The organism is Streptomyces sp. V4I8 (assembly GCF_041261225.1).
In the GTDB taxonomy this organism is placed as follows: Bacteria; Actinomycetota; Actinomycetes; order Streptomycetales; family Streptomycetaceae; genus Streptomyces.
In genome coordinates, this window is record NZ_JBGCCN010000001.1 from 3,637,747 (window position 1) to 3,650,731 (window position 12,985).

Genomic DNA, 12,985 nt, shown 5'->3' on the forward strand with positions numbered 1-12,985 from the left:
ATGGGCGGAGCCGCAGGAAGGACAGCTGAGGCGGGTGATCGTTTCCCGTGTCAAAGCTGCTTCGAAGAGGCCACCGACCTCCTCGAAGATGCTCGCAGGCATCGCAACTCCCTCCCGTCGGGCCGCGCCCCCTTCCGGCCGTTTGATTCTGCCACGGCCGGACCAATACGGTCAGCGACGCCTCAGTACCAGTCCGGACACGGCAGCCTCCGCGGCCGTACGGACCCCGCGCACCTGTACCCCAAAGCGCCTCATGAGAGGTATACGCCTGGCGGGGCCCGAGTGACTCAAGCCGGATCCGAACAGTTCGACGAGGCCGGTGCCGCGCGCGAACCGGTCGCGCCGACCCGGCCGTTGATCCGGGCGCCCGCCGTGGATACCAGAAGATCCCGCCGATCGAAGCGATCGGCGGGATCTTGTTGTCTCGCTGTGGAGCTAAGGAGAATTGAACTCCTGACCTCCTGCATGCCATGCAGGCGCTCTACCAACTGAGCTATAGCCCCTGGTTCCTCCCCGCTTGGCGGGGCGAACAAGAAGAACTTTAGCCTGCGACCTGCCGGAAAGTGAAATCCGGGTGGTCGGCGTCAGTCGTCGTCGCCGAGCACCGGCTCCGGCAGGGTGCCGGCGTTGTGCTCCAGCAGACGCCAGCCGCGGGCGCCCTCGCCCAGGACCGACCAGCAGCAGTTGGTGAGGCCGCCGAGGCTCTCCCAGTACCGGGGCTCCAGGCCGAGGAGGCGGCCGATGGTCGTACGGATCGTGCCGCCGTGGCTGACCACGACGAGCGTGCCGTCCTCGGGGAGCTTCTCGGCGTGCCGGAGCACCACGGGCGCGGCGCGGTCGGCGACCTCGGTCTCCAGTTCGCCGCCGCCGCGGCGCACCGGCTCACCGCGCTTCCACGCGGCGTACTCCTCGCCGTGCCGGTCGATGATCTCCTCGTGCGTCAGCCCCTGCCAGACGCCCGCGTAGGTCTCGCGCAGTCCCTCGTCGTGCGTCACCTCCAGGCCGGTGAGCGCGGCCAGCTCGGCCGCCGTGTGCGCGGCGCGCTGGAGGTCGGAGGCGATGATCGCGTCCGGCTTGAGGCTGACGAGCAGCCGGGCGGCGCGGCGGGCCTGGGAGACGCCGGCCTCGGTGAGGGCGACGTCCGTGGAGCCCTGGAAGCGGCGCTCCACGTTCCAGGAGGTCTGGCCGTGCCGCCACAGGATGACGCGGCGGCCCCGGCCGGGCCTGCCCGCCGTCACCTCGCCGGTGGCGCTCACCGCCACTCACCACCCAGCTCGGCGGCCTCCTCCGCGGCCTGCAGCTTGGCGTGCTCCGCGGCCTTGCCGCGGGTGGCCTTGGCGTCGTCGGGCAGCTCGAGCTCGGGGCAGTCCTTCCACAGCCGCTCCAGGGCGTAGAAGACGCGCTCCTCGCTGTGCTGGACGTGGACGACGATGTCGACGTAGTCGAGCAGCACCCAGCGGGCTTCGCGGTCACCCTCACGGCGCACCGGCTTGGCGCCGAGCTCCTTCGAGAGTCGCTCCTCGATCTCGTCGACGATCGACTTGACCTGGCGGTCGTTGGGTGCGGAGGCCAGCAGGAAGGCGTCCGTGATCGACAGTACGTCGCTGACGTCGTAGGCGATGATGTCGTGCGCGAGCTTGTCGGCGGCTGCCTGGGCGGCGGTGTTGACGAGCTCGAGGGAACGGTCGGTAGCGGTCACTACAAGGCTTTCGGTCGGCGGACACTTGGTTTGACTCGAACCCAAGGGTCTCACGGACCGGTGACAGCACCCCACGTGATTACCGGCTCACGTGGGGTGGCCTGCGGTTCTGTGCGGGCTGGGGCTACGAGGACGACGGTTCGTAGTCCTGGCCCAGCACCACCGAGACGTCCGCGTTCCCGGACACCTCACCCTTCGTGACCGCGCCGGAGGGCAGGCCCAGGGTCTTGGCGACCTCCGTGGCGTTGGCCTTGTCGGCGGCGTCGGCGTAGACGACCTCGGAGGTGGCCTCGGCGGACGCCGTACCGCCCTCCAGGAAGGTGAAGCCGCCGTTCAGCAGCACCACGCGGGCCTTCTCGGTGTTGTCCTTGACGCCGCTGGCGTTGCGGATGGACACGCGGACCGCGGCGTCCTTGTCGGGGCTCTTGGCGGTGCCGCCGAGGACGTTCTTGACGACACTGGCGCTCGCCTGGGCGCTGAGCGTGCCGTCGGTCTGGACGGGCAGCATGGCGGTCTTGTAGTCGCCGCCCTTGGCGAGCTCGGCGAGCTTGGCGAGGAAGGCCCCGAGGTCCTTGTCGGTCAGCGGCGGCTCGATGATCATCCCCAGCGTCTGCACGGTGACGGTCGCGCCCTGGGTGTCCGAGGTCAGTTTGCGCAGCGTGGCCTGCATGACCTGCCCGAACCGCTCCAGCTGGGCGTTCTGGGCCTCGCCCGAGGCCTGGTAGGTGGCGTAGGCGACGGCCATCTTGCCGCTGAGGGTCTGGGCCTTGCCCTTGCGGACGAGGGGTGCGGCGTCCTTCGACTTGGCGTCGGGGTCGGGCACGTCGGCGTTGGTGTCGACCTCGATGTTGCCGACCAGGTCGACGAGGTTCTGCAGATACGGGGTGTCCAGCCGCCAGGTGCCCTGGATCTCGGTGCCGAGGACGGTGTCGATCGCGTCGCGCGTCCCGGAGGAGCCGTCGTCGTCGACCGACTTGGCCAGGGTGGTCGTGCCGTCGTCGCCGGTCAGGGCGAGGGAGTTCGGCAGGAGGACGGTGGTGCCCTGATTCGTGGTCGTGTTGTCGACGAGCAGCGCCGTGGAGGTGCCGCCCTTCTTGGTGTTGTGCAGATGGACGACGATCACGTCACGCTTCTGGGCGCCCACGGCCGTCGCGGTGCCCTCCTTGCTGTCGGACGACGACAGGCCGGGCAGCTTCCCCGCGTACCAGAGGTAGCCGGCCCCACCGGCCGCGACGACCGCCAGGACGACCACGAGCGCGATCACACGCGCGCGTGCCCGTCGCCGGGCCTCCTCGCGGCGCTCGGTGCGGTTCTCGGTGAACTTCAGCCAGTCGATGACGTCCTCGGAGTCCCTGTCGGGCTCCTCGACGAACGCGAACTGCTCGGTGTGGTAATCCCGGTCGCCCCGGCCCTGGACCTGCGGTTCCTCGACCGGCCCGGCCTGCTGCGGGATGTAGGCGGTCTGCTCGGCGACGCGGTGCTGCTGTCCGCTGGTGGCGGTACGCCCATACGGGTCGTACGGCGGGGAGTGCGCACCGGCCTGCTGGGGGTGCGTGCCGGTGCCGTACGGGTCGTAGGAGGGCGTGGGCGGCTGCTGCCCGGTGTCGCCGGTCCCGTAGGGGTCGTACGGCGGGACCGGCTGCTGCCGGCCGGTCGCGTACGGGTCGTAGCCGTAGCCCTGCTGTGCGTAGGGGTCGTACTGGTGCTGGGGCGCCTGCTGCTGCGCCGGGATCTGCCGGTAGACCGGCTGTCCGTACTCGTCGTAGCCGACGAGTTCGTACTGGTCGGCCTCGTATCCTGCGGCCCCCGCGTCGTATCGGTCGTTCACCGTCGCCCCTCTCGGCTCACTCGCCTCACTCGCCGCGGTACAGCTCGCGCTTGTCGATGTAGCGCACGACTCCGTCCGGCACCAGATACCAGATGGGGTCGCCCTTTGCGACTCTCGCGCGGCAATCGGTGGACGAGATGGCCAGCGCGGGAACCTCGACCAACGACACGCCGCCCTCCGGGAGCCCGGCGTCGGTGAGGTCGTGGCCGGGCCGGGTGACCCCGACGAAGTGCGCGAGGGAGAACAGTTCCACCGAGTCCCGCCAGGTCAGGATCTGGCCGAGGGCGTCGGCGCCGGTGATGAAGAAAAGGTCGGTGTCGGGGTTGAGCGCGCGCAGGTCGCGCAGTGTGTCCACGGTGTACGTCGGGCCGCCGCGGTCGATGTCGATACGGCTGACGGAGAACTGCGGGTTCTCGGCCGTGGCGATGACCGTCATCAGATAGCGGTCCTCGGCCGGGGAGACGTGCCGGTGGCTCTTCTGCCACGGCTGGCCGGTGGGCACGAACACGACCTCGTCGAGGTGGAACTGCGCGGCGACCTCACTGGCCGCGACGAGGTGGCCGTGGTGGATCGGGTCAAACGTTCCGCCCATGACGCCGAGGCGGCGCTTGCCGGGGTTCGACGGGCCGTTTCCGGGGCCGGTAGGCATGTCCTGCTCTCCCATGCGTGCAGACCCTACCGGCCCCGCCTGAGGGCCCAGGCCTGTCCGTGACTCAGCGGTCGCGGTTGAAGCGGGTGGTGATCCACAGCAGGAGCAGCAGGATGACGAAGGCGCCACCCCCGGTGAGCAACGGGCTGATGCTTTGGTGGTTGCCGCCGTGCTCCTCGCCCTCGGCGGCGAGGGTGACCAACTGGGCAGCGGCGCTGTGGAAGCTCATCTTCGGCGTGACCTATCGGGTGTGGGCGGGATAAAGATGTCGGCCCATCGTAAGCGGGCGCCATGACGGGGATCACGCCGACTCCTCCGTTGGGGCGCCCGGGCCGAACGGTGGGGAACCTTCCCGTGGGCTCAGTCGTCCTTCTGCCTGTAGCCCCGCAACAAGAACCACGCGGTCAGCACACAGCCCACGACCATCACGATCAGCACCACCCGGAGCAGATTCCCCGCCCCCTGCTGCTCGGCCGCGCTCGCGGCCTCGGTGAGCCAGGCGGCTGCGGGGTTGTGCTCCATGACGCGGAACTCCTTCGCTGTAGTGCCCGTCCACGGTAACTCCGCTTAGGCTGGGCTCTGCTTCGGGGGCGCAAAGGACGGAACAAGGCTCCGCAAAGGGCCGCACAGAGCCATCCAGACGCACATGGGGGAAGACATGTCCGACGGCCACGAGCACAACGGGCCCGAGCACGTACCGAGCAGGCAGCGCAGGCGCTTCCCGGGGATCTCCTCGCGTGCGTACGAGCACCCGGCGGACCGCTCGGCACTGGTGGCCCTGCGGAAGCTCAGCGGCTTCGACACCGTCTTCAAGGCCCTGAGCGGACTGCTCCCCGAGCGCAGCCTCAGGCTGCTGTTCCTGTCCGACTCGGTCCGGGTGTCGGACCAGCAGTTCACGCACCTCAACGTCATGCTGCGGGACGCCTGTTACATCCTGGACCTGGAGAAGGTCCCGCCGATGTACGTCAACCAGGACCCGGTGCCGAACGCGATGTGCATCGGGCTGGACGAGCCGATCATCGTGGTCACGACGGGGCTGCTGGAGCTGCTCGACGAGGAGGAGATGCGGGCGGTGGTCGGCCACGAGGTGGGCCACGCCCTCTCCGGCCACTCGGTCTACCGCACGATCCTCCTCTTCCTCACCAGCCTGGCGGTCCGGGTCGCCTGGATCCCGCTGGGCAACATCGCGATCATGGCGATCGTGACGGCGCTGCGGGAGTGGTTCCGCAAGTCGGAGCTGTCCGCCGACCGGGCCGGCCTGCTCGTCGGCCAGGACCTCCAGGCCTCGATGCGCGGCTTGATGAAGCTCGCGGGTGGTCACCATCTGCACGAGATGAACGTGGACGCGTTCCTGAAGCAGGCCGAGGAGTACGAGGCGGGCGGTGACCTGCGCGACTCCGTCCTGAAGATCCTGAACGTGCTGCCCCGCTCCCACCCCTTCACCACGGTCCGCGCGGCCGAGCTGAAGAAGTGGGCCGAGTCCCGCGACCACCAGCGGATCATGGACGGCCACTACCCGCGCCGCACGGAGGACAAGGACACGTCGGTCACGGACTCCTTCCGCGAGTCGGCCTCCCACTACGCCACCCACATGAAGTCCTCCAAGGACCCCCTGATGAAGCTGGTCACGGACATCGCCGGCGGCGCGGGAGACCTGGGCGACCGCGTACGACGAGGCTTCGGCGGCTTCACCAGCGCACCCCCGAAGGACGAGCCGAGGCGCGACGACACGGGCGACGGCACCACCGAGAGCTGACCTGTCCTTCAGCCTGTCCGGCGTTTGAGGACGAGGCCGAAGGCCGATAGCGGGGGTCCAGGGGCGGCAGCCCCCTGGCGGGGTCGAAGGGGCAGCGCCCCTTCGAGGGATGGGACGGGTAGGGGCGGCGGGGGCGGCTGCATCAATCAGCGGCTCCGCCGCGCGCCACCCGCCTCACACCCGCGGCTGCGACCCCACCGCCAGCGACCCGCACAGCGCCGTGGCCCCACCCGTGGCATACGGGTCGGTCCCCGCCGGCCCACCCTCCTTGGCCGTCTGCCCCGCCAGCAGCGGATGCAGCCGGTTCGTCGAGTCCTCGGCACAGGACAGCGGCCCCGCCTGGACATAGGAGACGACCAGCTGGGCCTGATGCAGCCGCAGGTCCTCACGGTCGAAGCGGAAGTGCAGCTCCCGCCGCACGGTGAACAGCGAGGCCTCTGCCGCCTTCTCCCCCGCGTCCCGGGCCTCCGCTTCCGCAGCCCGCAGGGCATACACGAACGTGTGATCGGCGGTGACCTCCAGCGTGGAGGAGTCCGTCTCCGCGGCCTGGAGCGTGCCCTGCACCCGGATCCTGCGGTCGGCCAGCTCGGCCTGGGAGGCGTCGAAGCGAACCAGCCACCCGGTCGGCGCATGCCGCCCGTCCGCGGCCGGATGCCCGAAGCTCTGGTCGAACTGGTCCAGTTGTTCGGGGTCCAGCAGCACCCGGACCGCACGGACCTCGTCGCCGGTCAGCACCTCGGGATACAGCGAGGACCGCACGATGTAGTCCTTGGCGATGCTCAGCGCGTTCGTCACCTGACTGTCCGAGAAGTGCGCGGTACGGCGGGCGGCCGGCAGCGGGATGCCCTCCGCGCCGATGCGGAACTGGGCGGCGGGACTGTGTGCGTACAGGTACCCCGTGTCGGTCGCCCCGGGCACCTTGCCCTGCGGGGCCAGCGGGATGACGGTCATCCGCAGGGGTTCGGCGGGCGGCCCGGAGTTCGCGGGCGTCTGATAGGGGTGCCGTACACCCATGTAGATCGCCGTACCGAAGGCCACGGCGATCAACAGGACCAGGATCAGCGCCTGCCGGGACAGGCCCCGGCGCATGGGTGGACGGCGGCGTACGGCGGGCGCGTGGTCGGCCAGGCGCTCCTGCGCGGAGAACTCCTGGAGGCGGGCAGCACGGACGAACGACTCGTCGAAGACGACGGATCGGTACTCTTCCTCGCCACCTCCGGGGCCGCCCTCGGGTGTCCCCTCAGGTGGGTCTCCTGGCCCTCCCATACTTTCAGGGTAGGTCGCCGAGAGGTCAGGTAAACGCCCTGGTACACGACAAGTTCTGACAGGTTCTCACCAGGCTGGGCGGGCCGCTCTCCGTACTGCTCAGGCCCTCGGTCGAGTTCCGGTCAGGGCGTGCGCGGCGTCGCCGAGGCGGCCGGGGGCGAGTAGTCGGCGGACACCGAGGGAGACGCTCCGCTGCCCTGTTCGAGCCCTGTGGAGGCCGGCGGCGGAACCTGGTCCCGGCTGTTCGAGGAAGCGCCCCGGTAGACCGCCGTGAAGGCCAGCGCGACCATGCCGATGCCCATGACGAGGGCGAGCATCCAGGCGACGGGACGGTGCCAGCGGACCTGCTTGCCGTACGTCCCGGGGGCGCCGTAGCGGTCCTCGAGGATGTCCGGGTCGTCCAGATCGTCCAGCTCCGGATCATGGCCGAAAGCGGCGCGGCCGTCGCGGCCGTACCCCTCGTCGTACCGCTCGCCCCGGCTGTGCGACCGGCGCGCCTCCGCCTCGGAGGCCTCCGCTCTCGCCTGGGCGGCGGCCAGGAGGCGCTCGACGGCGGTCGGCTCGTGCACCACGGCCGCCTGTACGAAGGCCTCGTCGAAGACCACGGAGGCGAACTCTTCGTCCGACACCCCGCGGTCGTGGTCGTCGTCGGGCTCCCAGCCGTCAGGGAACGGCGTGCCCCCCACGTCCTCCGGCACGGATCCAGAGTAGTCCTGGGGGGTCAATTTGGGCAGACGGTATGGAAATTCATCCGGCTTGTGAGACACCCGGGTGCAGTACTGACGCAGCCGGGGGGCGCGTGTCGGATGCATATGCCCTGACCGCGCGCCCCGCGCTGCCCGGCCTCCCGACGCGCCCCCCGAGGGAGGATTCCTCAGCGTCGTACGTGCCCGTCCCCGGTGACGATGTACTTCGTGCTGGTCAGCTCCGGCAGCCCCATCGGGCCGCGGGCGTGCAGCTTCTGCGTGGAGATGCCGATCTCCGCGCCGAAGCCGAACTGGCCGCCGTCCGTGAAGCGGGTCGACGCGTTCACCGCGACCGTGGTGGAGTCGACCAGCTGGGTGAAGCGGCGGGCGGCCTGCTGCGAGGTCGTCACGATCGCCTCGGTGTGACCGGACGTCCACAGCCGGATGTGCTCGACGGCCTTGTCCAGCGAGTCCACGACCGCGGCGGCGATGTCGTAGGACAGGTACTCGGTCTCCCAGTCCTCGGCCGTGGCCTCGACGACGGTCGCCTTGGAGTCCTTGGCGTACGCCAGCACCCTCTCGTCGGCGTGCACGGTCACCCCGGCCTCCGCGAGGGCGTCCAGGGCGCGCGGCAGGAACTCGGGGGCGATGTCCTGGTGGACCAGGAGGGTCTCGGCGGCGTTGCAGACGCTGACCCGGTGGGCCTTGGAGTTGATCAGGATCTCGATCGCCATGTCGAGGTCGGCATGGGCGTCGACGTAGACGTGGCAGTTGCCGGTGCCGGTCTCGATCACCGGGACGATGGACTCGGTGACGACGGTCTGGATCAGCGAGGCGCCGCCGCGCGGGATCAGCACGTCGACCAGTCCGCGGGCCCGCATCAGCTCGCGCACGCTCTCGCGGCTCTCCCCCGGCACCAGCTGCACGGCGTCGGCGGGCAGCCCGGCCCCGCCCACGGCGTCGCGGATCACCCGGACGAGTGCGGTGTTCGACTCGTGGGCCGAGGCCGAGCCGCGCAGCAGCACGGCGTTGCCGGACTTCAGGCAGAGGGCGGCGGCGTCCACGGTGACGTTCGGGCGGGCCTCGTAGATGATCCCGACGACGCCCAGCGGGACGCGGACCTGGCGCAGGTCGATGCCGTTGGGCAGGGTCGAGCCGCGGACCACCTCGCCGACGGGGTCGGGCAGCGCGACGACGTCCCGCACATCGGAGGCGATGGCCCGCACGCGCTCCGGCGTCAGCGTCAGCCGGTCGATGATCGCCTCGCTGGTGCCGGCCTCGCGGGCCTTGGCGATGTCCCTGGCGTTGGCCTCGACGATCTCGCTCGTACGGACCTCCAGCGCGTCCGCGATGGCGAGCAGCGCGTCGTCCTTCTCGGCCCGCGGCAGCGGGGCGAGGTCGGCGGCGGCGGACTTGGCGCGGTAGGCGGCCCGGTTGACCGGGGACATGGAGTCGTACGGCGAGAGCGTGGTCATGAAAGAAGGGTAGTGCGACTGCGCGGCGGGTCCAGCGCTCGTTCCAAACCCCGAGACAAGCCCCACAGACCACTCAAGAGGCTCAGGACACTCAAGGCACCCAAGCAGCTCATTACGCGCAAGGCCGATCAATACGGGTGGACGCCCACCGGGGTGGCCGGCGGCGGCCCGTAGCCCTCCGCGATCCGCTGGTGGTAGGTCTCGCGGTCGATGACCTCCAGGCCGACGATCTCCCAGGGCGGCAGCCCCGCGCTCTGCCGGTGCTCGCCCCACAGGCGCAGGGCGACGGCGGCCGCGTCGTGCAGGTCGCGGGCCTCTTCCCAGTAGCGGATCTCGGCGTGGTCGTTGGCGTACCTGCTGGTCAGCAGAAAGGGGTGGTCGTGGGCGAGCTGTTCGAGGGCGCGCCGTACCTCCTTCAGCGGGGCCTCCGGGCCGGAGACGCTGAGGGTGACGTGCCACAGGCGGGGCAGGTCCTTGGGCTCCTCGTAGCGGTCGCCGGCCGCGACGCTCGTCAAGGCGCGCTCCTCACCGGCCGCGCGGGACGAGGCCCCACCGGCACTGCGGGACGCCGTCCCAGGGCGCACTCGTCTCACGACGGCCTCCTTTACGCAGTGACCGACTCGGTGGTCGTGCGGAATGTCCCTGAGAGAAAGTTGAGCAGGCCGCAACGGCTCGCGGGGCGGTTTTGCGGAACGTCCACCTCAGGGCGACCTCTGTAACGGGGCGTTCACCCCGTTTTCGGGCGTCCCACCCTCGGGCGTCCCACCCTCGGACGCGCCGCCGTCAGGCGCACCACCCTCAAGCACGGCACCCTCGGACACAGCACCGTCGGACGGCGCTCACGGCTGCAGGATCACCAGGTCGTCCCGGTGCACGACCTCGCGCTCGTACTCCGCCCCCAGCTCCCGCGCCAGCTCCCGCGTCGACCGCCCGAGCAGCTGGGGAATCTCCTTGGCGTCGAAGTTGACGAGCCCGCGTGCGACCGCGCGCCCCGTGCCGTCGCGCAGCTCGACGGGGTCGCCCGCGCTGAACTCGCCCTCCACGGCGGCGATTCCGGCCGGCAGCAGCGACGTACGGCGTTCGACGACCGCCCGTACCGCGCCGTCGTCCAGCGTGAGCGAGCCCTGCGGGGTGGAGGCGTGCTGGAGCCACAGCAGACGGTCGGCGGAGCGCTTGCCGGTGGCGTGGAAGTAGGTGCCGGTGTCACCGCCCTGCAGCGCCTCGGCCGCGTGGATCGCGCTGGTCAGGACCACCGGGATGCCGGCGGCGGCGGCGATCCGGGCCGCCTCGACCTTGGTGACCATGCCGCCGGTGCCGACGCCGGCCTTGCCCGAGCTGCCGATCTCGATCCCGGCGAGGTCGGACGGCCCGCGCACCTCCGCTATCCGCGACGTGCCGGGCCTGCTGGGGTCGCCGTCGTACACGCCGTCCACGTCGGACAGCAGCACCAGCAGGTCGGCGCGGACGAGGTGGGCGACCAGGGCGGCGAGGCGGTCGTTGTCGCCGAAGCGGATCTCGTCGGTGGCGACGGTGTCGTTCTCGTTGACGATCGGGAACGCGCCCATCGCCAGGAGCTTGTCGAGGGTGCGCGAGGCGTTGCGGTGGTGGGAGCGGCGGCTCATGTCGTCGCTGGTCAGCAGCACCTGGCCGACGCGGACGCCGTAGCGGGCGAAGGAGGCGGTGTAGCGGGCGACGAGGAGGCCCTGGCCGACGCTGGCGGCGGCCTGCTGGCGGGCCAGGTCCTTGGGGCGGCGGCGCAGGCCCAGCGGGGCGAGTCCGGCCGCGATGGCACCGGAGGAGACGAGGACGACCTCCCTCTCCCCGCCGCTGCGGCTCTTGGCGAGGACGTCGACGAGCGCGTCCACGCGGTCGGCGTCCAGGCCGCCGGATGCGGTGGTCAGCGACGAGGAGCCCACCTTGACGACGATCCTGCGGGCCTCGCGCACACCCTGCCTTGCCCCTGCCACCTGTGCTTCTTCCCCTCGCGTCCATCCGGTTCCCTGCTCGGCAATCTACGCGAAGTGGATCGCGCGGCGCGCGGGGATTCCAGCCCACGGACACCCGACCGGACAGGCGAGCGGTAACGGTTTGCTCACGCGTCGCATACGGCAAAAAGGTTGCATCGGTTGCCTATAGAAAACAACGACACGGCAAACATATTTTGAACGCTGTGCCACACAATGCTCATGATGTTCACGGCGTGAAACGCCTCCTCCTCCGCTCGGGCAAGAGCCCTTACGACGTCGTTTCCGTGGAGGAGGCTCTTCACCGGGACGTCATCGCCACCAACTCCGGCAACCTGATCTTCAGCGACGCCACGCACAAGATCCTCGAGACCCCGCACACCGAGGTCGTCTCGAACGGCATCCGCACCGACGTCTCGGCGGCGGGCCGGATCAACGAGGAGTACGACGCCTTCGTCATCCCGCTCGCCAACGCGTTCCGGCCGTCGTTCGAGGCGCAGTTGAAGCGTCTGACCCGGCTGATCACCAAGCTGCGCATCCCCGTGGTCGTGGTGGGGGTCGGCGCGCAGGCCGGGCTCGGCTACAACGCGGCACGGCTGAAGGGCATCGAGCCCGCGGTGCGCGAGTTCGTCTCCGCCGTGCTCGACCGCAGCGCCTCGATCGGGGTCCGGGGCGAGTTCACCGAGAAGTACCTGAAGGACCTGGGCTTCCGGGACGTCGAGGTCATCGGCTGCCCCTCGCTGTTCCTGTACGGCAAGGAGCTCACCGTCACCAAGCGGGAGCCCGCCCTCGGCGCCGGCTCCCGGATCGCGGTCAACGGCTCGCACAGCGCGGTGAAGTCGCAGGGCCTGGACCGGGTCATCACCCGCGCCCACGCCCGCTACCCGTATCTGCGCTTCATCGGCCAGAACATCAGCGACGCACGGCAGTTGCACTGGCGGGACCTGTCGGACCCGAACGGTCTGGTGACGGCGATGCCGACGCACCCCGAGCACCCCATGTACCGGGAGGACAAGGTCCGCGTCTACGTCGACCCGGTCACCTGGATCGACGACCTGCGTGCCTTCGACTTCTCCTTCGGCTCCCGCATCCACGGCAACATCGCCGCGCTGCTCGCGGGCACACCGGCGACCGTGCTGTGCGGTGACTCGCGCACACTGGAGCTGTGCCGCTACTTCGACATCCCGCACCGCCGGATCGACAAGCTGCCCGAGGACCTGGACCCGGCGGCGCTGTACGAGGAGGCCGACTTCGGCGCGCTGATGAGCGGCCACCAGGAGCGGTTCGAGCGGTTCACGGGGTTCCTGGACCGCAACGGCCTGGAGAACACGTTCACGCACGGCGACGGCGGCGCCGCCTTCGACGAACGCATGAGGTCGCTGGCCTTCCCTCCGGGCGTCCGCCCCTGGAACGACGCCGACCTCACCTCGCTCACCACCCGGTTCGGCTGGCTCCAGAGCCGTATCGGCGAACTCGCCACGGACAACGACCGGTTGCGGCGCGAGCTGTCCCGCGCCACCAAGGGCGGGGCGGCGCTTCCGGCGGCGTCCGTCTACCGCCGGGCGCGGCGCGTGGTGGGCGGTCCGATCCGGCGGGCACTGCAGTCCGGACGGTAGGGGCGGCGATTCCGCGATCCCGGTCACTCCAGGCCCCCAGGACACA

13 protein-coding genes and 1 tRNA gene are annotated in these 12,985 nt (G+C 70.4%); 2 read left to right on the forward strand and 12 right to left on the reverse strand.

Annotated elements, in window-relative coordinates; all coding sequences use genetic code 11:
* Nucleotides 1-430: 430 nt before the first annotated feature.
* The 7 genes from ABIE67_RS16495 to ABIE67_RS16525 form a co-directional block, all read right to left on the reverse strand.
* Nucleotides 431-503: transfer RNA gene (locus ABIE67_RS16495), tRNA-Ala, on the reverse strand.
* Nucleotides 504-584: 81 nt separating this feature from the next.
* Complete coding sequence (locus tag ABIE67_RS16500; RefSeq protein ID WP_370257836.1) at nt 585-1,256, reverse strand: histidine phosphatase family protein; 672 nt, start codon at nt 1,254-1,256, stop codon at nt 585-587.
* The gene (gene rsfS, locus ABIE67_RS16505; protein ID WP_370257839.1) at nt 1,253-1,699 is read right to left on the reverse strand and encodes a ribosome silencing factor; all 447 of its coding nucleotides are present in this window, start codon (nt 1,697-1,699) and stop codon (nt 1,253-1,255) included. Before rsfS ends, ABIE67_RS16500 begins: the two co-directional genes overlap by 4 nt.
* Before the next feature lie 124 nt (nt 1,700-1,823).
* Nucleotides 1,824-3,527, reverse strand: a complete 1,704-nt coding sequence (locus tag ABIE67_RS16510; RefSeq protein ID WP_370257841.1) for a LytR C-terminal domain-containing protein — start codon at nt 3,525-3,527, stop codon at nt 1,824-1,826.
* Nucleotides 3,528-3,552: 25 nt separating this feature from the next.
* The gene (gene nadD / locus ABIE67_RS16515; protein WP_370257843.1) at nt 3,553-4,191 is read right to left on the reverse strand and encodes a nicotinate-nucleotide adenylyltransferase; all 639 of its coding nucleotides are present in this window, start codon (nt 4,189-4,191) and stop codon (nt 3,553-3,555) included.
* 49 nt (nt 4,192-4,240) lie between these two features.
* Complete coding sequence (locus ABIE67_RS16520) at nt 4,241-4,405, reverse strand: hypothetical protein (RefSeq protein WP_370257846.1); 165 nt, start codon at nt 4,403-4,405, stop codon at nt 4,241-4,243.
* 131 nt (nt 4,406-4,536) lie between these two features.
* Complete coding sequence (locus tag ABIE67_RS16525) at nt 4,537-4,698, reverse strand: hypothetical protein (RefSeq protein WP_370257849.1); 162 nt, start codon at nt 4,696-4,698, stop codon at nt 4,537-4,539.
* A 136-nt stretch (nt 4,699-4,834) separates the two neighbouring features.
* On the opposite strand from ABIE67_RS16525, the gene ABIE67_RS16530 reads away from it, so the two are divergent.
* Complete coding sequence (locus ABIE67_RS16530) at nt 4,835-5,932, forward strand: M48 family metallopeptidase (protein WP_370257851.1); 1,098 nt, start codon at nt 4,835-4,837, stop codon at nt 5,930-5,932.
* Nucleotides 5,933-6,106: 174 nt separating this feature from the next.
* Here the strand turns inward: ABIE67_RS16530 and ABIE67_RS16535 are convergent, their stop codons facing one another.
* From ABIE67_RS16535 to proB, 5 genes are all read right to left on the reverse strand, one after another.
* On the reverse strand, nt 6,107-7,198 hold the full coding sequence (locus tag ABIE67_RS16535) for a hypothetical protein (protein WP_370257853.1): 1,092 nt from the start codon (nt 7,196-7,198) through the stop codon (nt 6,107-6,109).
* Nucleotides 7,199-7,320: 122 nt separating this feature from the next.
* A complete protein-coding gene (locus ABIE67_RS16540) occupies nt 7,321-7,923 on the reverse strand; it encodes a hypothetical protein (protein ID WP_370257855.1) in 603 nt (200 codons plus the stop codon).
* Between the two features lie 149 nt (nt 7,924-8,072).
* A complete protein-coding gene (locus tag ABIE67_RS16545) occupies nt 8,073-9,359 on the reverse strand; it encodes a glutamate-5-semialdehyde dehydrogenase (protein WP_370257857.1) in 1,287 nt (428 codons plus the stop codon).
* A 128-nt stretch (nt 9,360-9,487) separates the two neighbouring features.
* Nucleotides 9,488-9,943: a hypothetical protein gene (locus ABIE67_RS16550; RefSeq protein ID WP_370268652.1), complete on the reverse strand. Its 456-nt coding sequence runs from the start codon at nt 9,941-9,943 to the stop codon at nt 9,488-9,490.
* A gap of 255 nt (nt 9,944-10,198) precedes the next feature.
* The gene (gene proB, locus ABIE67_RS16555) at nt 10,199-11,305 is read right to left on the reverse strand and encodes a glutamate 5-kinase (RefSeq protein WP_370268655.1); all 1,107 of its coding nucleotides are present in this window, start codon (nt 11,303-11,305) and stop codon (nt 10,199-10,201) included.
* Nucleotides 11,306-11,559: 254 nt separating this feature from the next.
* Between proB and ABIE67_RS16560 the strand changes: the two genes are divergently transcribed.
* On the forward strand, nt 11,560-12,939 hold the full coding sequence (locus ABIE67_RS16560; RefSeq protein ID WP_370257858.1) for a polysaccharide pyruvyl transferase family protein: 1,380 nt from the start codon (nt 11,560-11,562) through the stop codon (nt 12,937-12,939).
* Nucleotides 12,940-12,985 lie beyond the last annotated feature (46 nt).